This window comes from Neobacillus niacini, from assembly GCF_031457145.1.
Lineage (GTDB): Bacteria > Bacillota > Bacilli > Bacillales > Cytobacillaceae > Neobacillus > Neobacillus niacini_J.
In genome coordinates, this window is sequence record NZ_JAVDVZ010000009.1 from 1 (window position 1) to 25,676 (window position 25,676).

25 protein-coding genes are annotated in these 25,676 nt (G+C 36.5%); 5 read left to right on the plus strand and 20 right to left on the minus strand.

Annotated features, from left to right (window positions below; genetic code table 11):
- Positions 1-150: 150 nt before the first annotated feature.
- The 9 genes from J2Y03_RS19150 to J2Y03_RS19195 form a co-directional block, all read right to left on the minus strand.
- Positions 151-2,112, minus strand: coding sequence for an SEC-C metal-binding domain-containing protein (locus J2Y03_RS19150; protein ID WP_310196899.1), 1,962 nt, complete (start codon positions 2,110-2,112; stop codon positions 151-153).
- Positions 2,113-2,270: 158 nt separating this feature from the next.
- Positions 2,271-2,672 carry a cbb3-type cytochrome c oxidase subunit I gene (locus J2Y03_RS19155; protein WP_310196902.1) on the minus strand — a complete coding sequence of 134 codons (402 nt, stop codon included), beginning with the start codon at positions 2,670-2,672 and terminating at the stop codon, positions 2,271-2,273.
- A gap of 192 nt (positions 2,673-2,864) precedes the next feature.
- Entirely contained in the window at positions 2,865-3,413 is a 549-nt protein-coding gene (hpf, locus tag J2Y03_RS19160; protein WP_310196905.1) for a ribosome hibernation-promoting factor, HPF/YfiA family, read from the minus strand.
- Positions 3,414-3,671: 258 nt separating this feature from the next.
- A complete protein-coding gene (locus J2Y03_RS19165) occupies positions 3,672-4,082 on the minus strand; it encodes a ComF family protein (RefSeq protein WP_310197319.1) in 411 nt (136 codons plus the stop codon).
- Between the two features lie 302 nt (positions 4,083-4,384).
- Positions 4,385-5,869 (minus strand): ATP-dependent helicase ComFA, encoded by a 1,485-nt coding sequence (locus J2Y03_RS19175; protein ID WP_310196907.1) that lies wholly within the window; start codon positions 5,867-5,869, stop codon positions 4,385-4,387.
- Between the two features lie 255 nt (positions 5,870-6,124).
- The gene (locus tag J2Y03_RS19180; RefSeq protein ID WP_310196910.1) at positions 6,125-7,087 is read right to left on the minus strand and encodes an N-acetylmuramoyl-L-alanine amidase; all 963 of its coding nucleotides are present in this window, start codon (positions 7,085-7,087) and stop codon (positions 6,125-6,127) included.
- A 194-nt stretch (positions 7,088-7,281) separates the two neighbouring features.
- Positions 7,282-8,121, minus strand: a complete 840-nt coding sequence (locus J2Y03_RS19185) for a DegV family protein (RefSeq protein ID WP_310196912.1) — start codon at positions 8,119-8,121, stop codon at positions 7,282-7,284.
- Positions 8,122-8,215: 94 nt separating this feature from the next.
- The gene (locus tag J2Y03_RS19190; RefSeq protein WP_463675881.1) at positions 8,216-8,899 is read right to left on the minus strand and encodes a response regulator; all 684 of its coding nucleotides are present in this window, start codon (positions 8,897-8,899) and stop codon (positions 8,216-8,218) included.
- Between the two features lie 38 nt (positions 8,900-8,937).
- Positions 8,938-10,083, minus strand: coding sequence for a sensor histidine kinase (locus J2Y03_RS19195; RefSeq protein WP_310196916.1), 1,146 nt, complete (start codon positions 10,081-10,083; stop codon positions 8,938-8,940).
- A gap of 260 nt (positions 10,084-10,343) precedes the next feature.
- On the opposite strand from J2Y03_RS19195, the gene J2Y03_RS19200 reads away from it, so the two are divergent.
- Positions 10,344-10,979 carry a YigZ family protein gene (locus J2Y03_RS19200; protein WP_310196918.1) on the plus strand — a complete coding sequence of 212 codons (636 nt, stop codon included), beginning with the start codon at positions 10,344-10,346 and terminating at the stop codon, positions 10,977-10,979.
- A gap of 56 nt (positions 10,980-11,035) precedes the next feature.
- Here J2Y03_RS19200 and J2Y03_RS19205 read toward each other — a convergent pair whose 3' ends face one another.
- From J2Y03_RS19205 to J2Y03_RS19235, 7 genes are all read right to left on the minus strand, one after another.
- The gene (locus tag J2Y03_RS19205; protein ID WP_310196921.1) at positions 11,036-12,100 is read right to left on the minus strand and encodes a glycosyltransferase family 4 protein; all 1,065 of its coding nucleotides are present in this window, start codon (positions 12,098-12,100) and stop codon (positions 11,036-11,038) included.
- Positions 12,101-12,245: 145 nt separating this feature from the next.
- On the minus strand, positions 12,246-13,319 hold the full coding sequence (locus J2Y03_RS19210) for a glycosyltransferase family 4 protein (RefSeq protein WP_310196922.1): 1,074 nt from the start codon (positions 13,317-13,319) through the stop codon (positions 12,246-12,248).
- A 365-nt stretch (positions 13,320-13,684) separates the two neighbouring features.
- Entirely contained in the window at positions 13,685-14,530 is an 846-nt protein-coding gene (gene rfbD, locus J2Y03_RS19215) for a dTDP-4-dehydrorhamnose reductase (protein WP_310196926.1), read from the minus strand.
- Positions 14,530-15,552: a dTDP-glucose 4,6-dehydratase gene (rfbB, locus tag J2Y03_RS19220; protein ID WP_310196928.1), complete on the minus strand. Its 1,023-nt coding sequence runs from the start codon at positions 15,550-15,552 to the stop codon at positions 14,530-14,532. The genes rfbD and rfbB overlap by 1 nt, the downstream gene beginning before the upstream one ends.
- An 11-nt stretch (positions 15,553-15,563) precedes the next feature.
- Positions 15,564-16,124: a dTDP-4-dehydrorhamnose 3,5-epimerase gene (gene rfbC, locus J2Y03_RS19225; RefSeq protein ID WP_310196931.1), complete on the minus strand. Its 561-nt coding sequence runs from the start codon at positions 16,122-16,124 to the stop codon at positions 15,564-15,566.
- Between the two features lie 10 nt (positions 16,125-16,134).
- Positions 16,135-17,010: a glucose-1-phosphate thymidylyltransferase RfbA gene (gene rfbA / locus J2Y03_RS19230; protein ID WP_310196934.1), complete on the minus strand. Its 876-nt coding sequence runs from the start codon at positions 17,008-17,010 to the stop codon at positions 16,135-16,137.
- Positions 17,011-17,028: 18 nt separating this feature from the next.
- Positions 17,029-18,096: a glycosyltransferase family protein gene (locus J2Y03_RS19235; RefSeq protein ID WP_310196936.1), complete on the minus strand. Its 1,068-nt coding sequence runs from the start codon at positions 18,094-18,096 to the stop codon at positions 17,029-17,031.
- A 257-nt stretch (positions 18,097-18,353) separates the two neighbouring features.
- On the opposite strand from J2Y03_RS19235, the gene J2Y03_RS19240 reads away from it, so the two are divergent.
- The 4 genes from J2Y03_RS19240 to J2Y03_RS19255 all read left to right on the plus strand — a co-directional run bounded on the left by J2Y03_RS19240 (position 18,354) and on the right by J2Y03_RS19255 (position 21,733).
- On the plus strand, positions 18,354-19,286 hold the full coding sequence (locus J2Y03_RS19240) for a glycosyltransferase family 2 protein (protein WP_310196938.1): 933 nt from the start codon (positions 18,354-18,356) through the stop codon (positions 19,284-19,286).
- A 254-nt stretch (positions 19,287-19,540) separates the two neighbouring features.
- On the plus strand, positions 19,541-21,046 hold the full coding sequence (locus J2Y03_RS19245) for a DUF6020 family protein (RefSeq protein ID WP_310196941.1): 1,506 nt from the start codon (positions 19,541-19,543) through the stop codon (positions 21,044-21,046).
- Positions 21,047-21,066: 20 nt separating this feature from the next.
- Complete coding sequence (locus J2Y03_RS19250) at positions 21,067-21,414, plus strand: DMT family transporter (RefSeq protein ID WP_310196945.1); 348 nt, start codon at positions 21,067-21,069, stop codon at positions 21,412-21,414.
- A gap of 19 nt (positions 21,415-21,433) precedes the next feature.
- Positions 21,434-21,733, plus strand: coding sequence for an EamA family transporter (locus J2Y03_RS19255; protein ID WP_310196946.1), 300 nt, complete (start codon positions 21,434-21,436; stop codon positions 21,731-21,733).
- Between the two features lie 98 nt (positions 21,734-21,831).
- Here J2Y03_RS19255 and J2Y03_RS19260 read toward each other — a convergent pair whose 3' ends face one another.
- From J2Y03_RS19260 to J2Y03_RS19275, 4 genes are read right to left on the minus strand one after another with little or no spacing between them, the layout of a single operon-like run.
- Complete coding sequence (locus J2Y03_RS19260) at positions 21,832-22,647, minus strand: glycosyltransferase (protein WP_310196949.1); 816 nt, start codon at positions 22,645-22,647, stop codon at positions 21,832-21,834.
- Positions 22,648-22,670: 23 nt separating this feature from the next.
- Positions 22,671-23,630 carry a glycosyltransferase family 2 protein gene (locus J2Y03_RS19265; RefSeq protein ID WP_310196951.1) on the minus strand — a complete coding sequence of 320 codons (960 nt, stop codon included), beginning with the start codon at positions 23,628-23,630 and terminating at the stop codon, positions 22,671-22,673.
- Complete coding sequence (locus tag J2Y03_RS19270) at positions 23,590-24,486, minus strand: glycosyltransferase family 2 protein (protein ID WP_310196954.1); 897 nt, start codon at positions 24,484-24,486, stop codon at positions 23,590-23,592. The genes J2Y03_RS19265 and J2Y03_RS19270 overlap by 41 nt, the downstream gene beginning before the upstream one ends.
- Complete coding sequence (locus tag J2Y03_RS19275) at positions 24,470-25,408, minus strand: hypothetical protein (protein WP_310196956.1); 939 nt, start codon at positions 25,406-25,408, stop codon at positions 24,470-24,472. Before J2Y03_RS19275 ends, J2Y03_RS19270 begins: the two co-directional genes overlap by 17 nt.
- Positions 25,409-25,676: the final 268 nt, after the last annotated feature.

The window sequence follows — 25,676 nt, forward strand, 5'->3', positions numbered from 1 at the left end:
CCCATTTCCCTTTTCGAATCGAGTTTCGGTCACTCCAGCACCTCTGCATTGACCCATTTCCCTTTTCCAATCGAGTTTCGGTCACTCCAGCACCTATCATTAGCTTTTTCTATTTAGGGATTAAAAAAATCGAGAGATCTCTCTCTCGATTCAATGTTTCTTCAGCCATTCCTTCAGTCCCTCTACCTTCTCCCATAATTGAAAGCAGGAATCCACATAGACAATGGCTTCACTCTCATCACCCCAACCATAACCTTTTGGCAGGTGCATAGGGATACGTTTTTTGCCTGATAGAAATGAAATCACATGTGGATTTATCTTTTTTGCATATGTCAGTAATTTTGCTGCTTTCTCAGTGGTACCATTTTTACATAATTCGAGTAAAAGCTTGTTGTAGAGCCCATGTGCTGTTTCCTCTTCGTACCTCTTCAACAATGTTTCTGCCTTCGAGAGTAAACCTTCCTTTATGTAGACTGCAAAGAGCAAATAACGCACACCCTGGTTATCATTTGGATTTAACTCTAGAAGCTGTTCGTATTCTCGTATCGCTACCGCAACATATCCTAACTGATAAACAGCATCAGCATACACTGCCTTGGCACGCATATATGGCCTTGTTTCAATCAAGCCCCAGAAATGCCCTTTGTTATTTTTAAAAAAGGCTTTCCCTAGTTCCTTTTCACCGACTTCCATTCCTTTTTTAGCTAACATCATGGCTTCCTCATCGGTATCTGCATTTTCAGCAAGAATGACATAGGCATCTACACAGTTGGAATCTAAATGAAGGGCTTCCTGAGCAAGTTTGTAGCGTTGCGAGCCATGTGCTTCCATGGCATCGTAAATCAATTGTTGGGCACGCTCTTTATTCGTTTTTGGTGCTTTTTTAGGAGTTGGAGCAGAAAGCTTTTTGTTCAAAAATTCATTTACTTCTTCCATTGTCCCAAGATCATGGCCTTGAAGCTCTGCCAGTACTTCCTGCATGATTTGTTCTGTAGGCATTGGGCCTTGATTCGGGTTAAAAGGAATTGTATCGAATAGGTCATCGATATCATTTGCTTCTTCATAGGAAAGTTCAATAATCCTATTTATCTCTTCCTCTAATTCAGCTTCCATTTCTCTATACGTAGAAGAAAGAGAGCCTACAGGTACACCGTATAACTTGGCAATTTCTTTTTGAGTAAGTGGTGCTTCCATGTGGTCAATCATTGTCATTAAGTAATGAACTGCCGCGACATACAGATTCGGATTTTTAATTCGTTTCTGCTTTTTCTCGCAATATTGAAACCATAGTATTATTCCTATATCCACGGTTGGTGCTCGCTCACCGAGTTCCTCAAGACTTCTCTTGAATATTCCTGCAATTTCCTTATAAATAGGCGAAGCCCACTCCATGCCATCAATATCTACCATACCACCAACCTCAGTGAGGTCCTTCATTATTTCCATAAAAAAGTCAGTAAAGAACTCCTGAGGGGATTCATAATCGGCTAGTAAGCTTTTCTCCTCGATAAAATCAATCGCTTGATTGAATGGTAAATTAGGTAAATCAAACGGTGCTGGGAAAAAGACATGCATTTGGTTAAACGGAAGGAGGAACCCGACAAAAAACGTTCCTTTTTCAAAAGATTTTGGCGTACTCGGTACAAGCGCCTCGAATCTTTCTGATGAAAAACCATCAACAACTGTAAGTACATTATTATCAACGTTGGTAATTTCTCCTGCAATTGCTCTAGCATCCGTCCATGACTGCAAAATTAGTTTCAATTTCGGCCGTTTAATTTTCCTAGCCTCTGATGCTATGAAATGTTCAAGTATGGTTTCCTCATTATCCAATGGATAAAACAAGGAAAACCAAATAGTGTAAACAAATTCGTAAAACTGACGTTCCTCTTCATCATCTATATGAAAATGGTCTTGAAAATCTTCAAATGCCGTATATACTTCTTCTTCATAATGGTCAAGCGCAAAGTGAAGCAGTCGCTTTTGCAATTCATCAATTTCGCTTTCAAGCAAATGGGTAATCGATACCGCTTCCTTTGCACCGCAGCATTTTTTATACTTTTTCCCGCTTCCGCACGGACAAGGTTCATTCCGACCTATTGTCTCTATCATCAGCTCTCGCCTCTATTCCTCTTCTTATATTTATTATTATCAATTAAATAGTACCATTTTTGCCAGATTGATAGGATATATACTTTAAAGTTATTGGCAAGGGGCAAAAAAAAAGCACACATGATTTCACAGCTATGTGAAATCATGTGTGCACTGAATTAGATTGATACATTTTTATCAGAATTGACGGTTGAATCTTTTCCCACATATTTAAAAACGTTAACCATAAATAAAATAACTCCCACCACTACGGCTATTGAACCGATGATGGTTGGCGGAAGAGCTGCGGAAACTCCTAATACTTGAAGGACAATTCCACCTAACATGACTGGCACCCCAATATTGTGTAACCAGAACTGAGTTTTCGCTAATTTTGATTTTGCAGCATTTGGATAAAGGTGATAAATAATTCCGAACAATGCCATGGTTACCCAGCCAAGTAAATTAATATGGGCGTGAACCGATGTAAAACGGAAATCATGAATAATCCCCATTGTCAGACCTGCCAGAACCCCAATTGTAAAATAAACGGTTGCTACTTTTAAATACGTTTTTCCCACTTTGTTCCTACCTCCAATCATTAAAATATGCAACTATTATACTATATTATAATTTAATCCCAATATTACCATTATATCAATAGGGCTTTTGTAAATTCTTTGTTAAATGTGTAATTATTTTGAAAATTTAAATAACTGTTATATTAAAATAAAAACGCAGCCCCGATTTTTCAGGACTGCGTTCAGTACTTATTAATGTGTTTCAATTAGACCGTAACGACCGTCTTTACGCTTGTAAACCACGTTTGTACGGTTTGTATCCGCATTGTTGAACACATAGAAGCTGTGCCCTAGCAGGTTCATTTGCAGAATTGCTTCTTCGCTGTCCATTGGCTTAAGATCAAAACGTTTAGTACGAACAAGTTCTAAATCGTCTTCATCTACTTCTTGAGCTTCGTTGTTTTCAGAAATGGCAAACGTAACCGGGAAATCACCTTTTTCACGGAATTTACGATTTACCTTGGTTTTGTGCTTGCGGATTTGACGCTCTAGCTTGTCTGAAATCAAATCAATTCCTGCATACATATCAACATGTGTTTCTTCTGCACGTAGGACTAGATTTGGCAGTGGAATCGTTACCTCTACCTTTGAAGTTTTATCTTGATTAAATCTTAAATTCACATGTACCTTTGCTTCAGGTGCTTCTGTGAAATAGCGTTCCAATTTAGAAATTTTCTTCTCAACGTAATCTCTTATTGCTGGAGTTACCTCAATGTTTTCACCACGAACGTTATAATTCATTTGTGGACTCCTCCTTTATATTCCTATGTAATTACATTTCTATTTTGCCCTTTGATTCTCCTGCTAAATCAGAATAAAAGATTTGTCGAAATTTTGACAAAAACAACGGGAAAATAGTGAGAACCAAGTATACATTTACATGGCTATCTAGAAATGCTCCTACACCTTTAGTCTATTATCTTTAGGGACTAATTACCACTTTTAAGTCTGATGAATAAGGTACGGAACAATAAGAAAGGAAATCACTCTTATTGCTGGTCATCTTGCGAGTGTGAGGGATTGTACCCTTTTCGCCCCTGATTCTTTTAATAACTTTGCAGCATGTCTTAGTGTGGACCCTGTTGTGTAAATATCATCTACCAGCAGTATTTCTTTCCCTCTTATATCAGCGTAATCGCCAATTTGAAAAACCTGTGGAATATGAATTCGTTCAGTTCGAGACTTTTTTGATTGTTTTTCCGAGTGGATCCGAGTAATAAGATTTGAAGGGACAAATCCCGACTCTATGACCAGGGCTTCTGCTTGATTAAATCCTCTCTCATACAGCCGCTCGTTACTTAAGGGTATCGGTACAAGTAAATCTGGATTTAATCTTCGCAGTAAATCCTTAATACTTTCAGCAAATATTCTTGCCAATACATAGTCCCCACGGAATTTATATGTTGCCATTACCTCCTTAAAAAAGTCATTATAAAGGAAAACGGAAGTATTGGAGTCAAGATATCCCTTCCATTCTAGATTCTTCTCCCACCGAACACAGTCATGACACAAATCCTCATGCCTAAACCTTTCCTCCAAAAATTGAAAGAGTCTGCTGCATATCCTACATTTTTCTCCTTCTAATTTTTCAAATTTCCCCTCACATGTTGGACAGATGTGCAGTTCTTTCTCTTCTGAAAAAATCGAATTCCAACTGATAGGTGGCTGAATAACGCCATGGCAAATCAGACAATGTGGCTGAAGGAAAAGAATCATAAATCAATAAGCCCCCTTTTAACACCTTCTTGGTTCATTGTGATAATTTGTTTCCGTGCTTTACACATAGCTTCCGTTTTTCCATAATGAAAAAATGTCACAACTCCATCTGGAAAATCCTTGCTCCTACCAGCTCTTCCGGCAATTTGAACAAGGGCACTTTCTGTAAAAATATCATCTTCCGCACCCACGACGGCAACATCAATGTTGGGAAATGTAACACCTCGTTCTAAAATGGTGGTGGTCAGTAACAATGGAATCGTTTTATTTCGCATTTTTTGGACCTTTTCTTTGCGGTTCGGATCCTCAGCGTGGACAGCCTCAATATCGGGGGCGAACGTTCGCAGGATTGGGAGAGCTTTTTCCATCAAGGCGATATGAGGGAAAAAAAGCAGCGCTTGCTTTCGATTTTGGAGGCGCTCTTTAACCCAATGGATTACATTAGCTGGCAGTTTGTCCTTTTTTAACTGCTTTTGCCAATTACCACACCAGGTAAAGTGAGGGACCGGCAACGGGTGGCGGTGGAATCTAGCTGGGATGGTGGTGAAGGCCCTTTTTCCTGTGCGGCATTCCCTTTGCCATTTTTCATTCGGTGTCGCGGTGAGGTAAATCATTGCAGAATCTCGCTTTCTTGCTTGAACAGCAGCATACTGGAGTGATTCTTCTACTGTATAGGGAAAGGCATCGACCTCGTCCAAAATGACGGTGTCGAAAGCGTGGTAAAAACGGAGCAGCTGATGTGTGGTAGCAATGGTAAGCGGTGCATAAAGATGGCGGTCCTCACTCCCACCATATAGGGAAGCAACGGTGATTCCTGGAAAGGCGGCTTTTAATCTTGGGGTAAGTTCAAGGACTACATCTGTGCGCGGAGTTGCGATGCAAACTCTTTTACAGGCAGCAAGTGCCGCTTCAATTCCAGCAAACAGGACTTCCGTTTTCCCCGCACCACAAACCGCCCAAACGAGCAGCTCAGTCATGTTTCCTACTGCTTCAACTACTCTATTCGACGCTGCTTGCTGCCCTTGTGATAACTGTCCATTCCACTCGAGAATTCTTTCAGGTAAATGATGCTCTAGTGTTGGACCATTCCAGCCAATTAAAGGGGTACATGCACTGATTCTCCCCATCATCAAACATTTTCGGCAGTAGATACAGACTTCGCCGCACCTCGAACACGGAAACGATGCAAACCAATTTTCTGCCTTGTTTCCACATCGACAACAAACAGGATAATTTTTGATGTATTCAATTCCTTTACGGTAGGTAATATACCCATTTTCATAATGATGTTGGATTTCTTCGAGAGGGAATGGCAGGTCATCTAGTAAGAGTTGTTTGCCGGTTAGAAGCAGCTGCAGGTCAGGGTTGTAGGGGAAATTAGAGTTAATACATGGTTGTGGAATGGTTGAGATTTGTGAGATGGGAAGTGAGTCTGAACCTTTCTGAGGGAATAAATAATTATCCTTTACAAGAAAACGCACAAAAACAGCACCTTTCTTTATTATTATTTAAGTATCACTCCTTCATTACTTTTTAAAATTTCAACAAGAGTTGTCAAAATACCTGCTTATTGTCGAATAATATGAATAAAAAATTGCACAAATAAGTGCAATCCTAATCGATATTTAATAACATTTTTCGTTCTTGCTTTTTTATCTTCGTTAAGTATTAATACTTTATATAATAAAATAATTGGAAGTAAAAAGACCCCAAACTCAAATCGAGTAAGGGTATAATTAACCTAATTTAATTTCTATAGCTTCGATACGCTTTGCTTGACCTGTGGTTCCAGCTTCTTCACCGTTTTTCTTCCAATCGGTCCAACCTGTGTTTTCTATGTGTACGCGATACGTAATATTTAATCCATCGGCCTTAATTTTAATGGCCTCAAGTCTTAACGCTACACCCATTGTTCCTAAGACTTCTCCATTGGTACGTTCGTTCGTCCAGTCTAAATCCTCGATATGACCTTCCATTTGCAATCGAGCATTAGTGTTTTCTAGTCTAACAGTTAATGCTTCTAATCTTCGTGATTGTCCGGTTGTGCCTGCGGTTTCACCATTTCTCTTTACTCCCTGCCAGCCAATACCTTCAATGTGTGCTTCATAAACGACAGATGGTGATAGTGATGTCACTGGTGCTGCTTTTTTATTCAACCCGTAAAATTGCACCAATCCATTAACAATCCCTCGTGCACATTTTATTCGGTAATCATCTGACTTAAGCAGTACTAAATCATCTGAATTAGTCATAAACCCACATTCTATGAGCAAAGCATCCATGTTGGTTTCACGTAAAATAGCAAAGTCGGCACGCTTCACCCCGCGATTTACCATGCCTGTAGCGATTATGGTTTGATCGTGAACCATTCTTGCCAGGTTATAGGTCCTGTCAGGTGCATTAGTGTGAATATAGGTTTCTATTCCGCGCGCTGAGCTTGCTCCTGCATTTGCATGAATGCTTACCACGCAATCTACTCGTAACTGGTTGGCTAAGTTTGCACGTGCTGTCAGGCTTGTATCAATGCCATCATATAAATCGTGAGAAAGGACTGCCTCTACGTCATGATAATTCGAAAGTAAATTGACTACATGGAGGGCAGTAGCTTTATTAAACTCAAATTCTCTCATACTGCCATCTAAAGTACGTTTTCCAGGTGTGTTTATGTCATGGCCAGGATCTAACATAATTTTAACCATTAGTATCATCTCCCTAAGACTAGTTAATGAAAATAGAATCAATTTCGTTCGGGCATTTTCAAAAAATAGATACTTCCCTATTGATTACCTAGCCTTTATCGATGACTTTTAATTTATCAATTACTTTTTTTAAGAAATCAACTACCCCTTTAAATCCTTCAAAAGCCGGGCTTCTGCCCGGCCATCCTCATACACTATTTTCTCATCCAGCCGAGTCCCATTGCACCTTCTCCTAAGTGCGTTCCAATAACAGGACCAAAGTAACTTATGGAGAATTCTATATTTGGGTAAAGTGTTTCAAGCTCTGACTTCCATACCAGCGCTTCTTCCTCGCGGTTAGCGTGGATGATGGCGGCTTGAAGGTTCTCGCCATTTGCAGCGGCCTCACCTAATAGGTCCGCAATCCGTTTCATCGCTTTTTTACGAGTGCGAATTTTTTCAAAAGGGACGATTACTTTATTTTCAAAGTGGAGAAGTGGTTTTACTTGCAGCAAACTTCCAATAAACGCTTGAGCGCCAGAAAGTCGGCCGCCCCGCTGAAGGTGAGATAAGTCATCCGCCATAAAATAAGCATCAGCGGATTTCCTCAATTCTTCTAGATGTAACATGATTTTATCAGCTTCGTCCCCGTTTAAAGCCATTTTCGCTGCTTCAATCGCATAAAAACCCTGTGGCATGCAGCTTAGTTCAGAATCAAATGGGTAAACCTTGATATTTTCTACCATAGAGCTAGCCGTTACTGCACCAGCAAAAGTGCCGCTGATTCCACTTGAGAGGTGGATACAGATAACCGAGCCATAGTCTTGGGACAATCGTTCTAACAGCTCTACAAACTGCCCGATTGGCGGCTGCGATGTAGTAGGAAGCTCTCGCTCTTTCACTAGTTGGTAAAACTGCTCTGCAGTAATATCTACTTCTTCCTGGTAAACCTCGGTTCCGAAGACTACATTTAGCGGGATCATATGTATATTCCATTTATCGCGTATCTCTTTCGGTATGTAAGCGGTACTATCCGTAACAACTGCCGTTTTCATAATTGAACCTTCCTTAAAGTAATGTTTGTTATTATTTTATATGAAGGCAAATAAAAAGGCACGCCCCCATTAACAGAGCGTACCCATATAGATCCTATCGAACTTCGACCCAGCCGTTTTTAATAGCTGAGACAACTGCTTGCGTCCGGTCGTTAACATTCATTTTTTGTAAAATGTTACTCACATGGTTCTTTACCGTTTTTTCACTGATAAATAAGGCTTCCCCGATGCCACGGTTACTTTTTCCATCTGCCAGCATTTGCAGAACTTCACATTCGCGGCGAGTTAACAGATGAAGTGGTCGACGCAGTTCAAGGGTTTGAACAAAGGCACCGCCGCCTGTACGTCCAGCAGTCAGTTTGCGGTATTCATTTACTAAATTATGGGTTACCTTTGGATGTAGGTAGCATCCACCATCCGCAACAACATGCACCGCCTCAATCAGTGCGTCAGCATCCATTTCCTTCAGCAAATATCCTCTTGCACCGGTTTGGAGTGCATGAGTAACATAGTTTTCATCATCATGGATGGAAAGAATAATAATTTTAGTATCTGGAAATTTTTCCGATAGCTCACGTGTAGCTTCAATTCCGTTCATTTGAGGCATATTAATATCCATAATGACTACATCTGGATTATAAGCATTTACTATGTTTACCGCATCACTTCCGTCATCACCTTCGGCAACAACTTGGAATGCCTTTTCAAATTCTAGTATTCGTTTAACACCTTCTCTGAAAAGTTGATGGTCATCGATAATCGCAATCTTAGTCATAATATTTTCCCTCCTGCTCCACTGTATTCGTTTATGTTTTTTTAAGACGGTAATGGAACCACAATAAAGACTGCTGTTCCTTTTCCTATTTTAGATTCAAACGTAATATTTCCTTCTAAAAGCTCGACTCGTTCTCTCATCCCAATCATTCCAAACGAATCGGGCTTTTTTTGGTTCATATCAAAACCCGAACCATTATCCTTGATTAGAACGGTTAATTCATGCTTAGTCATTTCCAGCCTTACCTTTATTTCGCAGGCATTGGCATGCTTTAATGCATTTTGCACCGATTCTTGAATCAATCGGAATAAAGCAACTTCATACTTAGTCGGAAGCCTGCGTTCTAACCCAATGTTAATTAATTCAATTTTCGACCGGTTATGATATTCTTCGATGGTTTGAAGATATTTTCTGAGGGTCGGCACTAGGCCTAAATCATCAAGCGCCATTGGACGAAGGTCATAGATGATTCTCCGGACCTCATAAAGAGCCGCGCGGACCATCTTTTTAAAGCTGCCAATCTCTTTAAAAGCTTCCTCAGGTCCTTGCTCCTTATAAACACGATCAACTAAATCAGATCTCATAATAACATTTGCCAGCATTTGTGCTGGACCGTCATGGATTTCTCTAGACAATCGTTTTCGCTCTTCTTCTTGAGCTTCGATTATTTTTAGGCCAAAGTCTTGTTTTGCTTTTGCATTCTGTAATTCTTCACCCATAAGTTTTAAGTCACTCATGAGGTAATTCATGACCACTGAAATCTGCGAAATGAGTTGGTCTGCTCGATCAATCGTTTCATCCAATCCCAATAACCTGCGTTCGAGGTCAGCTCGTTTTTCCAAAAGCTGTTTTTTATATTGCCAATTAATAGACAGGTCCATTTGCAGCTGGTGGGCTTTTTCATAAGCCTCCCTCACTTCTGCTTCAGAATATGTCTTAAAATTCATACTAAGCTCTGATAAGGTTAATCTCGCCTTTAGGACCTGTTCTTCAAGGCGTTCCTCTTCAGTAATCAGTTTGACCATCATTTCTTTAATCGTTCTAAGTTCATCAGTCATATTTTCGTAGTCTTTTCGGCATTGCTCGCTTATTTGAAAGATATCACTTTTACTACTCGTAACGGTATCAATCATCTCTTCACGGATTTCATCAATTGATTTTACATTAATCTTCTGAATTTTCGCCATGCTCTCCTCCAGAGACCTTTTTTCTAGTTTAACGTGTATTGTACCATTTTACTATCTCTAAGGGTTAAACTAAAAATTTTCCCAACTGCCTAGTGCATAAGTAGTATAATGTTTTGTAGCGAATCTACTATTTTTAAAAAATACATTTCACACTATTTGAACATTATTTATTATAACACGGGAAAATTACTTCTATATTAAAGTTATATTACACCAATGTTTTATTTTACTATCCGAAGGATTTACGGGAGGAGAACACAATGCTATCTAGGTATTTTACGGTTAGGCAGGAAGTAGGACAACATGAAATCATCATTCAAAAGTCACGTTTTATTGCCCACATAAAAAGAGTAGAATCTGAACAGGAGGCTCAGGAATTTATCCAAACACTTAAGAAAAAATATTGGGATGCTTCCCATAATTGTTCGGCCTACATGATTGGTGAAAATGACCAAGTTCAAAAAGCAAATGATGACGGAGAACCTAGTGGGACAGCTGGTGTGCCCATTCTTGAGGTATTGAAAAAAAAGAAGCTTAAAGATACAGTTGTCGTCATTACCCGCTACTTTGGAGGGATTAAATTAGGGGCTGGCGGACTGATTCGCGCTTACGGTAAAGCGACATCTGAAGGTTTAGACATAGTTGGAATCGTGGAGAGAAGACTCGTTCAAGTTATTCATGTAACAATTGATTATACTTGGCTTGGGAAAATTGAAAAGGAAATTCGGGACTCTGATTATATCATTAAGGAAATTCATTATCTTGATACTGTTGAAGTGGAAGTATATGTGAATGAAGACCAAGTGAGTGCTTTTCATGGTTGGATCACTGAACTAACAAACGGACAGGCCGCTCTCAAAAAAGGAAAAACAGATTACTTAGAAGTCTCACTATAAAAAAAAGAGACTGACTCAAATGCCACTGCTCGTGCCATTTTGAGTCAGTCTCTTTTTTATGATCGATCCTTTGCAGTAGAAATTCCAAACATACGCAAAATCTTTAGTAATGGGCGAAAACTATTCCCCATCAAACCAATTTTTTCAGCAATAAACTCCATTAATAAAATAAGCAAACAAATTAGGAAGAGAGCCACGCCGATTCTCGCTTGTGAATAAATAACAGCAACTATGCCAAAGAATGCAGCCATTGCATAAATCAGTAACACTGTTTGCCTATGTGTATAGCCAAGTCTTAGCAGACAGTGATGCAAATGGGATTTATCGGGAGCTGACAAAGGTTGATGATTAATAATCCTGCGCATAATTGCAAAAAATGTATCCGAAATAGGTACCCCAAGAATAATGACCGGGATGATAAAAGAAATAAAGGTTACATTTTTATAACCCAGCAAGGAAAGAACAGAAATAACAAATCCTAAAAATAGTGCCCCTGTATCACCCATAAAAATACTTGCAGGGTGGAAGTTGTAAAACAGAAAGCCAAGTGTACTAATTAATACGATGGACCCAACAATTACCACATATAAACTTCCTTGAAGTAGTGCCATTCCGGAAATGGTTACCAAAGCAATCGAAGATACACCAGCTGCTAAACCATCTAGACCATCTATTAAATTGATTGCATTTGTAATTCCTACAATCCAAAGGATCGTAAAAGGAATACTGAGGTAACCGAATTCAAGCTGCCCGCCAAAAGGCAAATTTATAAAAAGCACTTGAAGATCGCCTACGAATACAATGGTAAAGGCAGCTGCTAATTGTCCTAACAGTTTGTACTTTGCAGGAAGTTCAAACAAATCATCGCAAACTCCTGTAATAACAATAATGGTGCAGCCGATTAGAATCGCCGTTGAGGCAGGGTTTTCAGGTTGTAAAATGACTATACCGATAATAAAACTTATAAAAATCGCTAACCCGCCCAGACGAGGCATCGTCGATTGATGAACCTTTCGACGATTTGGCTTATCCGTAGCTCCAATGAGAAAGGCCAATTTTTTTACCAGTGGAGTAATAAGAATTGAGACGGTAAAACATACTATCAAGGTTATAAAAAGCATAGCGAACCTCCTCGATAGTATCTTGTCCATAAAAGTAATTTCAAAAACACTGTAGGTGGGTAAAAAACAGGAAACTCTAAAAAGAATTAGTAAGAAAAAGTAAAAAGCCTAAAACATTAGTTTTAGACTTTTCGATGTTACAGCATTATCTATTTTTTACATTAACAGGCTTGAATCCTTTAAGTAACTTCAAGAGAGGTTTATAATCGTCACGAATGAGCCCTATACTTTCAACGACTAGCTCTATAGTTATTAGCAGCGCTATAATGACGATTATTGAACCCCAAACTGTTGCTTGCGAGAAAATGAAAGCAGCTAGGCCAAAAAGGGCTGCCATAAAGTAAATTAACAAGACCGTTTGACGATGGGTAAACCCTGATTTCAACAAGCAATGGTGAAGATGCGATTTATCTGGCGCTGATAATGGCTGCTTGTTTACAAGACGGCGAATAATTGCAAAGAATGTATCAGAAATAGGAACACCGAGAATAATAATAGGAATAATCAATGAAACAAACGTAATATTTTTATATCCTAATAGTGACAATACAGAAATGATATAGCCTAAGAAAAGGGCTCCTGTATCTCCCATAAATATCTTTGCTGGATGAAAATTGAAGTATAAGAATCCAATTGTACTAGCAGCAACAATTAACGCCATTATTGCAACATATGGAGTACCCGTTATCAATGACATTCCGGCAATCGCAATTAATGCAATCGAGGAAACTCCACCAGCTAGACCGTCTAACCCATCAATTAGATTAATGGCATTTGTAATCCCAATAATCCAAATCATCGTTAACGGTATACTTAAATAGCCAAAGTCAATAATACCGCCAAATGGCAGGTTAATAAATTCCACTTGCAAACCACCATAAATGACTACCACAGCTGCCGCTGCTATTTGTCCAAGTAGTTTTACCTTAGGCGATATTTCCTTCACATCATCAAGCATTCCGGTCAAAATGATGATAAATCCCCCAATAACAATGGACAAATGGTATTCTCCTAATAATTCATTAGAAGGATTCATAATGAGAATTCCGATTAAAAAGCTTAAAAAGATCGCTAATCCTCCTAGACGAGGCATGATACGTGAATGGACTTTTCTTTGATTTGGTTTATCTGTTGCTCCAATTTTAAATGCTAGTTTCTTTACCAACGGTGTGAGTAATATTGACGCAAAAAAACAGATAACTAGAGTTAGATATAACATATGCCCTCCAAGATTTTAACATATTTATATTTTTATTGATTTAATAGTTAGGCTGATAATAATGATAAACATATCCTAATGGATTATAGCATAGTCCATTATAGAAATAAACTAGGATAAACGACAAGGATTGAAATTGAAATATAAATAAAATACTATAATACCAATGTAATATGTATGAAGGCGTATTTTCTACTTTTTAAAAATTCCACATATATGACAAATTACATCATTATTTTATCATTCTTCCACTGTTATAGACGGTTAAAATTTCGTAAAGTTACAGTAATGTTCTCTCTAACCAAATATCTTTTTCAAAATAAATGCCCCTTTCTTGATGAAAGGGGCATTGTAACTCCAATACATTATGCTTTTGATTCAGCTAAATAAGCAGCAAGTGCTTCTTTCCAATCACGTAGTGGTCTTAGACCTTGTATTTCAATCATCTTCTTGCTTAAGACTGAATATTTTGGACGTGCAGCAGGACGTGGGAATTGGTCACTTGTTAATGGATTGACCTTTACATCCATTTCAGCTTGTTTAAATATTTCCACCGCAAATTCATACCATGAGCAAATACCACTGTTCGTGGCATGATAAATTCCATATTTGTCAGTCTCCATTAATTCAACCATGAACCGAGCGAGATCGACGGTATAGGTTGGTGAACCAACCTGGTCATGAACGACACCGACTTCTCCTCGCTCTTTTCCTAGGCGAATCATGGTTTTCACAAAATTATTCCCATAAATCCCAAACACCCAAGCTGTACGGACAATAAAAAATTCATTTAGGTGCTTTTGTAAAAACTGTTCACCAGCTAACTTCGTTCTTCCATAAGCACCTAGTGGTTTTGTTGGCTCATCAACCTCGTAGGGCTCATTAGCAGTACCATCAAAAACATAATCTGTGCTTACATAAAGCATTTTTGCGCCAGTCTGCTTGGCTGCTTTCGCTAAATATTCAGTTCCCGCGGCATTGACTTGATAGGCAGCTTCTTCGTTCTCTTCTGCTGCATCCACATTCGTGTAGGCAGCACAGTGCAGAATCACGTCTGGCTTTACTTCACTAATAAAAGCAAGAACTTCCTCTTCTTTGGTAATATCTAATTGCTGCCGGTCTGCTCCGAACGCTTGATGATTCTTCCTCTCCAACTCCTGCATAACATCCTGTCCCAATTGACCTGCTGCACCTGTTACAACAACCTTCATTATTCTACCTCTAATCTGTCGCCATACTGGGATTTCACATAATCCTGATATTCACCAGAAATGATGTTTTCCCACCACTCACGGTTATTTAAATACCAGTTAATCGTTTGTTCGATTCCTGTATCAAAATTATATTTTGGTGACCAGCCAAGCTCTGTGCGAAGCTTCGTTGCGTCAATCGCGTAACGACGGTCATGGCCAGGACGGTCTGTAACAAACTTCATTAGTGACTCTGGTTTATTAAGATGCTTTAGGATGGTTTTTACAATCTCAATGTTTGTACGTTCGTTATTACCGCCGACATTGTATACTTCTCCATTACGTCCTTTGTGAAGCACAAGATCAATCGCTTGGCAATGGTCCTCAACATGAAGCCAGTCGCGAATGTTCAATCCATCACCATAGATAGGAAGCTCCTTATCATGTAAAGCATTGATAATCATCAATGGAATAAGCTTTTCAGGGAAATGGAACGGTCCATAGTTGTTGGAGCAACGTGTAATATTGACTGGAAGACCAAATGTTTCATGGTAGGCACGAACAAGTAGGTCAGCACCCGCCTTACTTGCACTGTATGGGCTGTTTGCTGCTAACGGAGTTTCCTCTGTAAAGTAGCCAGTTTCACCTAATGTTCCGTACACTTCATCTGTTGATACTTGTAGGTATTTGGTTACACCAATTGTTTTTGCTGCATCAAGCAACGCCAATGTTCCCTGGATATTTGTCTGTACAAAGATTCCTGGATCGGTGATGCTGCGGTCAACATGTGATTCTGCAGCAAAGTTCAACACATAATCAAACTTCTCTTCTTGAAAAAGACCATTAATAAATTCACGGTCTGCAATGTCTCCGCGGACAAATTTATAGTTAGGAGCATTTTCAATGTCCTTTAGGTTTTCAAGATTTCCAGCATATGTTAACAAGTCAAGGTTAACAATTTGATAATCAGGGTATTTGTTTACCATATAACGGGCAAAGTTGCTGCCAATAAAGCCAGCGCCGCCTGTAACTAATAACTTCATTGTAATGCCTCCTATTTCTCAAACACAAAATTTAGATTAGTTGCCGCACTTAAAGTTGGGTGCTTTGTATCTTTATCAGAAAGAATTGGATTCGTTGCCGGCCAATCGATGCCTAATTCAGGGTCATTCCAAAGAATACCGCCATCATGCTCGGGCGAGTAATATTCATCTACTTTATAAGCAACAGTGGTGTCAGGTACCAATGTGCAAAAACCATGGGCAAAACCTTTCGGAACTAGAAGCTGACGCTTATTATGCTCACTTAAAATGACACCCACCCACTGTCCATATGTAGGAGAACCGCTTCTAATATCTACCGCAACATCATAAATGGCCCCTGTTACACAACGAACAACCTTTGTCTGCGCTTTAGGATTTAATTGAAAATGCAAACCTCGCAACGTTCCAACTGGAGCAGAAAGGGATTGATTATCTTGTATAAAATCAAAATTTAAGCCTAGCTCTTCAAATATATTTTTATTATAGCTTTCCATAAAGTAACCACGGTGGTCACCAAAAACCTTTGGTTCTAATATTTTCACACCAGAAAGTTTCGTTTCAATAACATTCATTCTATATACCTCATTTCGTTCCTTGAGTTGCTACTTTTACTAAGTATAGACCATATTGATTTTTCATTAATGGCTCTGCTAACTCTAATAACTTATCTTTTGTAATATAGCCCATTTTATATGCAATTTCTTCTAAACAGGCAATTTTTAATGACTGTCGTTTTTCAACTGTTTCAATAAATTGGGATGCCTCTAATAAGGACTCGTGAGTTCCTGTATCCAGCCAAGCAAAGCCACGTCCTAGTAATTCTACATTTAGTTCGCCCATATCAAGGTAGGCTTTATTTATATCTGTAATTTCAAGTTCACCTCTTGGTGAAGGCTTGATATTCTTTGCAATTTCAACTACCCGATTATCATAAAAATACAGACCGGTTACGGCATAGTTTGATTTAGGAACTAAAGGCTTTTCTTCAATCGATACCGCCTTACCTTCCTCATCAAATTCAACTACCCCGAAACGCTCTGGGTCGTTTACATAATATCCAAATACAGATGCTCCTGTTTCCCGTGAAGCAGCTCTTCTTAATAGATCTGTTAATCCATGACCGTAAAAGATGTTGTCACCTAAGACCAAGGCAACATTGTCATTTCCAATAAACTCTTCGCCAATTAGGAATGCCTGTGCTAACCCGCCTGGATGCGGCTGAACTTTGTAGGAAAAATTCATTCCTAAATCGGATCCATCTCCAAGAATTTGCTCAAAACGAGCAATATCTTCAGGTGTTGAAATAATTAATACATCCTTAATTCCTGCTAACATCAGAACAGAAAGTGGATAATAAATCATTGGTTTATCATAAACCGGCAGTAATTGTTTCGATACTACTTTTGTCAAAGGATAAAGCCTTGTGCCGCTGCCACCTGCTAATATTATTCCCTTCATTTAAAACCAGCTCCTATACTATATACTTTCTAGTTTATCAATAATGACTTCTGTTCTCTTATCCCATGTATTATTAACTAAAAATTCATATCTACTTTCTTCATTATATTTAAGATTATTATTTTCTATTAAATCCCTTAAAACCTCTAAGTATTCATTGTTGTCACGGTAAAAGTGGACATAATCCCCAAATCTTTCTATTTCCTCGTAATATACAGTAATGATATTTTTATTAAAATTAACGTACTCATACAGTTTCACTGGGTCAACAGAAAGAATTAAGTCATTGATTTTAAAAGGCATGATTAAACAATCGCTGTCCTTTATTGTCTCGTAGATTTCACTATGTTTAACTGGTCCATGGAAGATAATCCTACTATTGTTTGGAACCTTACATTCAATAGGACCATAAAAATGATATTCAATATTATCAAACTCATCAAGACTATTTAAAATAATATCAAAGTTCACCCAATTTGAAATGGTCCCTACATATGTAAGGCTGAATACTTTCTTATTCTCAGGAACCTTTATTGGTTGAATGATATCACCATTATATCCATTTCTAACTAAACAGGTTTTTTCTCTCCTACATCCTCTATTTACAATCTGATTTTGTAAATGTTCACTAGAGACAAACACCACTTCAGAGTCTTCAAATAATCGCTTTTCAGATTCATCAAGTGCTTTCTTAGCTTGAGGAGTGTTCGAAAAGCCTAATACATCATCCATACAATCATAAACTACCTTGAATTTTGACAGTTTTTTTCTTGGTAAATAGTCATGCAAGGATGGATGGGTAATCCATACGATATCCGGTTTCATTTGCTCTAAAACAAACCAATAAATGATTTTTTGCAGTAACTTATTTACATTTCTAATAAAGCTGATTTTTTTAAATGGGAGTGTTACTATAGGTGAAGTCTTAATTGAAGTTGGATTAGCTGTCATGACTTTCCTGTCCCTTGATAATGCATAAAAGACATTAATATCATATTTCTCATGAAGTTTTTCAGCTAGAAAATGAGGTCTTTGCTTGATCCAGTCCCAATCCACGTGCATTAAATATACGATTTTTTTTTGCATAATTAACTCCTCATTTGTACTTTTAAAACAACAATACTTTTATAATTTTATTTTCCTTATTACATGTAAGTGTTCATACTGTATATCGACTAAACAAAAACAAGTATAATATATAGAATTCCCACAATCAATTAATAAGAATAGTAATTATGCTATGGCTTCCTAATAAATATTATTTTGTTTTGTTAACAATACTAGTATTATGGCTTATAATAAAATATTGTGAAATAAATATAAATAAAGTGGAGGATGCTTTTATGGAAATAGCAGTACTAATTCCTTGTTATAATGAAGCACTAACGATAGGGAAAGTTATAGATGATTTCAAAAAAGAACTACCTAATGCGAAAATCTATGTCTATGATAATAATTCTAGAGATCGAACAGCAGAAATCGCCGAAGAGCATGGTGCTATTGTAAAGAAAGAATACCGTCAAGGAAAAGGAAATGTGGTTCGCTCTATGTTTTTCGATATTGAAGCTGATTATTATATTATGATAGATGGTGACGATACCTACCCAGCGGAATTTGCCCATTCATTATTGGAACCGATAATGAATAATGAGGCGGATATGGTCATCGGAGATCGATTATCGAATGGTACATATGAAAGCGAAAATAAACGGAACTTCCATAACTTCGGTAATAACCTAGTTAAAGGTCTTATAAATACTTTATATAAAAGCAATATAAATGATATTATGACAGGTTACCGAGCTTTCAACAAATTCTTTGTTAAATCATTTCCAGTCATGAGTCCAGGATTTGAAATCGAAACAGAATTAAGTATTCATTCATTAGATAAAAGGTTCCTTATAAAAGAATTACCTATTAATTATCGTGACCGTCCTGAGGGAAGCGAATCGAAACTAAATACTTTCAGTGATGGTATTAAAGTTTTACGAACTATTTTTACCTTATTCAAGGATTTCAAACCTTTCTTTTTCTTCCTTTTATGGGCTGTCATTTTCTTCCTCTTAGGTTTAGCTGCTGGCATACCAGTAATCGTTGAATTTTTAAGTACACAATTTGTTACAAAAGTACCCTCCGCAATATTGGCAGTGGGGCTTGAAATCCTGTCAATGTTAAGTTTGGCATGCGCATTAATTTTAGACACAGTTGTCGCAAATTCTCGTAAACAATATGAGCTGGAATTACATCGTGTGAAAGCACTAATTAGGAGTAAATAATGAAAAGAAAAAACACTTTTCTAAAAAGCTTAATTATTTCAGTTAGTCTCTCAATTTTATTAACCCCAGGGTTTCTGTTTTATTTTTCACCGATTCGAAATGTATCAATACTAGCGGTTATATTATCTGTGATTTTACTTACTCTTTTATTCATGAGCTATAGGACCCAGTTTTTATTTAAACCTTACAATTCTTTTTCTAAAATAAATAGAATTACCTTTATAAGCTTCTATATTTTATTTTCTATCATATTAATGATTAGTTCAAAAGGTCCACAATTGTACCTAAGTGATAATCATCCTTATATTGTAATTTATGTTTATCTAGCCACTTTTTTTGTTATTTTAACCTTTATCCTTGCATTAGCAGGTATTTTGCTTTCTTTAAAAGAAAATTCAGTATCAACGGTAAGCAGATGGAAAATTTTAATCTATGCACTGCCATATATGATGATTTGGTCAATTTATCTAATTGCTTTCTTCCCAGCCATTTTATCAATCGATTCTATGCAGCAATGGGACCAAGCTCATGTTCCGTACTTTCATGATTGGCACCCAGTTCCTCATACGTGGTTTATCATGTTATCAACATCGGTTTGGGATTCACCAGCAGCAGTTGCAGCAGCCCAATCGATTATTTTATCGCTTATCTTCGGATACTGTGCTTACTGCTTTGAAAAATATAGAGTAAATAAGATCGTTATTTATTTAATGTTATTGGTAACTGCTATAATACCTGTCACTGGAATCTATTCAGTCAACCTATGGAAGGACGTATTGTTTAGTGCTGCGATATTACTGTTTAGCATGTACTTAGTCAATATTATCGTTTCAAATGGAAAATGGATGTCTAGCAAGACAAATATGCTTTTCTTTGTTTTAGCAAGCTATGGATTAGTTTTTTTTAGACACAATGGATTTCCTGTTTTTGTTGTAACCATCTTTTTATTATTTATCGTGTTTCGATTAAAGCTGCTTCGCACATATATCGTTTCAGCATTTATAATTGCACTTTATTTCTTTATTAAAGGGCCAGTTTATAACTATTTAGATGTTATACCAGCTACTCAGAATGAGGCATTAGCTATTCCTACTCAACAAATTGCGGCAGTAGTCCAAGAGAGTGGCAAACTAACTGAAGAGCAAAGGGACTTTATTGATAAGATTCTGCCGATAGAAATTTGGAAGAAAAAATACAATCCGTATATCGTTGACCCGCTTAAATTTGACGAAAACTACAATGCGGATTTTATTCAAGATAATAAAAAGGAATACTTCCGAACTTGGCTTGAGATTTCTAAGCAAAATCCAGAAATCGTAACTAGAGCTTACTTGAAGGAAAGCTCACTTGTATGGCAAATTCATAATGAACCTGGTACGTATTTCTTACCATTTTTGTTGAGATCTGACCCTCAAGATATGGCTATTCAACGTGGAATACAACATCAGATTAAAAACCAAACATTAACAGCAAAAGCACAAGGTTTATTAGCTAAGACCGTTCAGCAGCCATTTTATTGGATGTGGAGACCAGCTTTATTTAGTTTTGCTATTCTTTTATTTGTATTTATACTCATTTTAAAGGGAAGATGGAAATTGATTTTAGCCGCTGCACCTGTTATGTTAAATACTGCTGCTGTTGCAATTTCTTTACCAGCTCAGGACTTCCGTTATTTATATGCAAATTTCCTCGTAGCTTTTATTATGTTCCTGGCTGCGTGTTTGGGGAAAAAAGAGATAATCAAAGTTGAAAAAAACTAACTTTATAAAAGGAAATGTTTATGAATAACTTTATTAAATCGCTTAACGACAATAAGGTTGGGATTCTGTTTATATTATTTGCATCCCTCACCACAGCGTTTGGACAAATGTTTTGGAAAATGTCAGAAGGAAACTTAATTATTTTCATATTAATTGGTTTCCTTCTTTACTTTCTTGGCGCTGGATTAATGATAGTGGCCTTTCGATTTGGAAGCCTATCCGTCCTACACCCAATCCTTAGTATGGGATATGTATTTGCAATATTTATCGGGGTTATTTTTTTAGAAGAAATCATAAATGTGAAACAAATAGCTGGAATCGTTTGTATAATTTTAGGGGCAATACTAATTGGTGGTGGAGATAATTAAAGTTCTGATATTGCTTAGTATGACTTTTTTCGGGTCACTTGGAGGGTATTTCTTTAAGAAGGCATCGTCACATTCTTTAGGCTTTAATAAGGGATTTTTATTCAATCTTTGTCTAGGTGGTTTTTTTTATGTATTAGGCGCTCTATTAAATATTTTATTATTAAAATATCTCCCCTATACCATAGTATATCCTCTTACTTCCATCACTTATCTGTGGACAATGATTCTGTCATATTTTCTTTTATCAGAGAAAATTAACTATAAAAAAATTGGTGGAGTAAGTTTAATAGGTTTAGGTTCTTTTCTACTCGTAGTTTAGATGGGGTTTCTATTGTACTAAAAACTTATATTCATTAAAAATAGGGGCTACAAAAAGTGAGTTTTGACTGACTTTCTGTGACCCCTTTTTTATATATTTTATCTTCTAAGTAACTTTTTATAAATAAATCCTCTTATAGAATTAGGAAGTATTCTCACAGTTCCTCTAGTAATAACATTTTTTATAAAAGTTTGTTTATCAATAAACTGCATTTTTAAAAATTTTTTTTGCAGTTCTACCTCTTTATTGAAATACTTTAACCCGCCGCGTCTATTAAACATATCTGCCCCTGCACGTGCATATACTAAAGCTTCAGGTATATTCATAAATTTAATATTACTATTCAACATTCTTCCCCATAAAAAATAATCTTCGTTCCACATTAAGGTTTGATAGCTGCCTGCTTTTAACACTGCTTCCTTATAATAAACCACTGTCATATGATTCAATGGACAACGTGTTTTAGCATATTCTCTTATTTCCTCATAAGTAGAGGGGACTTTTCGGATAGATTCTATTTTATCCGGGCCTTCCTCAAACTCCGCAATCCAAGAACCTAGTACTTTAACATCGGGGTTATTTTTCAAAAAGTTTATTTGTTTCTCAAATCTTTCCGGATGACATATATCATCACTATCCATTCTTGCGATGACATCATACCTACATTCTTTTATACCAATCTCCAATGCTTTTCCTAAACCCATATTCTGTTCAAGCTGGACATATTTAAAAAGGTCAGGATAGGCATTTTTATATTCATCTAATAAACGATATAATTCATCAGTTAGTTTACCATCCAATACAATGACAATTTCATCTGGTTTTAATGTTTGGCTTACTAAACTTTCTATTGATTCTTTTAAAAACTCTGGCTTTTCTTTAAAATATACCGACATTAGAACTGAAAAGTTCATGACTTCACCTCCATTTTCAATGTCTATGACTTCGATTCATAAACCATTTTAGGTCTATCTCCATTAATATCGCCTTTAACACCCTTTAGAGCATCAATAACTCCTTTAGAGATCATCCTGAGGCGTACAGATCTAGGTTTAACAAAAAGAGAGAAAAAGAAAAACTTAAACAACAAGATAATCATATATTTTAGTTTAAAACTTAACGGCACATAAGATCTATTAAACATAATAAGGGTGTTCCGGAATTGATAATAATGTCTTATCGGTGAAGGTACCCCAATGCTCTTCCCTAAAAAGTGGTACCTGTCTTCACCTAGTCGATGGGCCATTTTTACTTCCTTTGTAACATATGTTGAATAGCCAATTTTTTCAGCTCTCCAACACCATTCATAATCTACTAAGTCAATGAATAAATCTTCTTCCATTCCGCCTATTTGGATAAACGCATTTTTAGGAATTAATGATCCGGAGCTTAAGGTCTGCTGAACCTTAATAATTCTTTCATCACCATCATAGCTGTGGTATACATCTTCTTCCGTTTTATCTCGGTCAAAGGCTAATGGACCAATACAAGCAATGTTTTGATTTTGACTGGCTATATCATTATATTCTCCTACCAATTTAAATACGGTTTCTTCCATTAATTTGCTATCCTGATCCAAGAGAAAAAATGCATTAAACCCTTTTTGTAAAGCCCATTTCATCCCAATATTTTGGGCAGCCGCAATACCAAAGTTCCCCTTATTCGATATAACATGGAGGGATTCTTCCTGTTGGAGGTCCAATACCTTTTTTTGAAGGATAGTATCCGTTGAATTATCTACAATGCATATCCTACCTACTTGGTGAACTACAGACTCTATATTTTCCTTAAGCTCTTCAACATTAGGGTTATAGGTAACTAAAATTCCACAGACATTTTGAATAGTAAGTATGCTATCAGTCATTTGTAAGTTTCCCTTTCCTATTGAATAAGCCATCTCTTATTCCCCTGACGATATATCTAATTCTTCCTAATCTTGGGGATACAAATATAGGGTAAAGAAAGAATTCAATACCTCTTTCAATTAGTGCTTTAAACTTCCAGTAGGTTGGAACATAGTCTCGTTTTAAGAGAAAAAGTGTATTTCTAAATTGATAATAGTGCCTGATAGGAGAAGGTATTAATAGGTTATACACTTTTAAAATCTTCACGTTTTTCTGTCCGACCATATGACCCATTCTTGCTCGTTTACTGCTGAAAACTCTATAGCCGTATTTTTTAGCTCTCCAACACCATTCGAAATCAACTAAGTCTATAAATAAGCTTTCATCCATCATGCCGATATCTTTAACGGCATCTGCTACTAATAATTTACCCGAACTTATTAATACGTCTTTCTCAACAAAGTCCTCAGATAATTCTATTCCCTTATTTAATAAAGGTTTATAATTTTCATTTGTATTCTTATTAAAGATATCTGGACCTAAACAAGCAATTTTCACCCCTTGTTTTTTTAGAAATTGAACTCCATCCACAAGAGTGTTAACAAGGTGCTCTGGCGGGTTGCTGTCTTGATCTAAAAGTAAAATGCCCTCGAAATTTTGCTCGATTGCCAGTTTTATTCCAACGTTGTGGGCTGCACCAATACCTAAATTTTCATTTAAAGAAACCCACTCAATTTTATCTACTTGTTCCTTTTCAATTAAAAAATCGTGATTAACTGGTTGATCACTATTATCCACTATGAATAACTTATCTACTTGCCCAACAATAGATTCTATATTGTTCAAAAGCTCATCTATGTCAGGGTAGAAACAAACCATAACAGCACAAACCTTAAATTTTTGATTCACTAGTATTACCTTCTTCTAGATATAATTTACCTAACGAGCTTAACACAATTAAAACTAAGATATTTGTTGTATCAAACAAATAAGGATTAGTAAAAGCATATAGTATGTAAGACAAATAAATTAAAATGATTAATTTATTTCTCCAAAACTTAATGACGAAGATAATTTTCGTTATTAAAAACACTGCAAAATATAATATTCCAACCTGATTTAGTACATAGATAGTTTGAAGTTCAAAATAATAAGCATTTCTATAATCACGGTAGTCTGAAATAACGTAAATGATATTTCCAAAGCCCTGACCAAACAATAAAGTAATAGGAGATTCTGCTAAATCCTTAATCAGATGGCTTACTTGATCAAAACGAGTTGGAATGGAATATTCCATTTTTCTTATAAATACTTCTTTTATATACGGAAATAACACAATAGCGACGGCGATTATAAATACAGAGAAAAGACTTACAAGTATAATTACCCTTTTTCTGTTACCAAAGAGATTTTTAAGAAAAGTTTTTACCTTCTCATTTGAGAAAAATAAAATAGCTCCATACATTCCAAAAAAGAACACTATAGAAAGAATAAAAGCTAAATTTCCTGCTATAATGGTTCCAACGAATAAGAGGGAAGCTACAGAAATTTTTAGCTGTTTAGATTGGATAGCAAATAAACTTACGATAAAAGCAATAGGTAATATAGGATTCCCTTTAATTTGGATTCGAAAAAAATACTGGTTATAGGTATAAATATCTCCCATTCCTAAGTTCATTACTTTTGCTCTAATAAATTCTTGAAATTCTGGTCCTCCAAATACGAGGATATATATTTCGAAAGCTATTAGGAAAATACTATGGAGGGTAGCGAGAATGATAAAAAGTTTAACATAAATTTTTTTCGCTGGTAAAAAGAACACTGCTAACATTAGAACTAAGATAGTGAAAAATCTGATTGCTAATGAAAGATTATTTTGTTCTATAACAATCGAGTATAATAACAGCAGGGTTAAACAAACAACATTTAAAACGAATAAAACCTTTATTAGGTTTGTACTCTTCCAAAAATTCCTAAAAAGAAATGGAACTGAAAAAACAAAAATCAATATTAAACTAAGACTTATTATTTTTGATAATTGATAAAAAGGGAACTGTCTTGTAATCGCTAATACACATAAAAGAAATGAAATAACTGAT

Coding starts and splice junctions, on each gene's coding strand:
- hpf (WP_310196905.1), bottom strand. CDS start 3,413: ATGAATTATAACGTTCGTGGTGAAAACATTGAGGTAACTCCAGCAATA.
- J2Y03_RS19180 (WP_310196910.1), bottom strand. CDS start 7,087: ATGGTTAAAATTATGTTAGATCCTGGCCATGACATAAACACACCTGGA.
- rfbB (WP_310196928.1), bottom strand. CDS start 15,552: ATGAAGTTATTAGTTACAGGCGGCGCTGGCTTTATTGGCAGCAACTTT.
- J2Y03_RS19150 (WP_310196899.1), bottom strand. CDS start 2,112: ATGATAGAGACAATAGGTCGGAATGAACCTTGTCCGTGCGGAAGCGGG.
- rfbA (WP_310196934.1), bottom strand. CDS start 17,010: ATGAAGGGAATAATATTAGCAGGTGGCAGCGGCACAAGGCTTTATCCT.
- J2Y03_RS19275 (WP_310196956.1), bottom strand. CDS start 25,408: ATGTTAGCAGTGTTCTTTTTACCAGCGAAAAAAATTTATGTTAAACTT.
- J2Y03_RS19200 (WP_310196918.1), top strand. CDS start 10,344: ATGCTATCTAGGTATTTTACGGTTAGGCAGGAAGTAGGACAACATGAA.
- J2Y03_RS19195 (WP_310196916.1), bottom strand. CDS start 10,083: ATGGCGAAAATTCAGAAGATTAATGTAAAATCAATTGATGAAATCCGT.
- rfbC (WP_310196931.1), bottom strand. CDS start 16,124: ATGAATGTTATTGAAACGAAACTTTCTGGTGTGAAAATATTAGAACCA.
- J2Y03_RS19265 (WP_310196951.1), bottom strand. CDS start 23,630: ATGGCTTATTCAATAGGAAAGGGAAACTTACAAATGACTGATAGCATA.
- J2Y03_RS19165 (WP_310197319.1), bottom strand. CDS start 4,082: ATGGCAACATATAAATTCCGTGGGGACTATGTATTGGCAAGAATATTT.
- J2Y03_RS19205 (WP_310196921.1), bottom strand. CDS start 12,100: ATGCTTTTTATAACCTTGATAGTATGTTTTACCGTCTCAATTCTTATT.
- J2Y03_RS19235 (WP_310196936.1), bottom strand. CDS start 18,096: ATGCAAAAAAAAATCGTATATTTAATGCACGTGGATTGGGACTGGATC.
- J2Y03_RS19210 (WP_310196922.1), bottom strand. CDS start 13,319: ATGTTATATCTAACTCTAGTTATCTGTTTTTTTGCGTCAATATTACTC.
- J2Y03_RS19260 (WP_310196949.1), bottom strand. CDS start 22,647: ATGAACTTTTCAGTTCTAATGTCGGTATATTTTAAAGAAAAGCCAGAG.
- rfbD (WP_310196926.1), bottom strand. CDS start 14,530: ATGAAGGTTGTTGTAACAGGTGCAGCAGGTCAATTGGGACAGGATGTT.
- J2Y03_RS19250 (WP_310196945.1), top strand. CDS start 21,067: ATGAATAACTTTATTAAATCGCTTAACGACAATAAGGTTGGGATTCTG.
- J2Y03_RS19185 (WP_310196912.1), bottom strand. CDS start 8,121: ATGAAAACGGCAGTTGTTACGGATAGTACCGCTTACATACCGAAAGAG.
- J2Y03_RS19240 (WP_310196938.1), top strand. CDS start 18,354: ATGGAAATAGCAGTACTAATTCCTTGTTATAATGAAGCACTAACGATA.
- J2Y03_RS19245 (WP_310196941.1), top strand. CDS start 19,541: ATGATTAGTTCAAAAGGTCCACAATTGTACCTAAGTGATAATCATCCT.
- J2Y03_RS19255 (WP_310196946.1), top strand. CDS start 21,434: ATGACTTTTTTCGGGTCACTTGGAGGGTATTTCTTTAAGAAGGCATCG.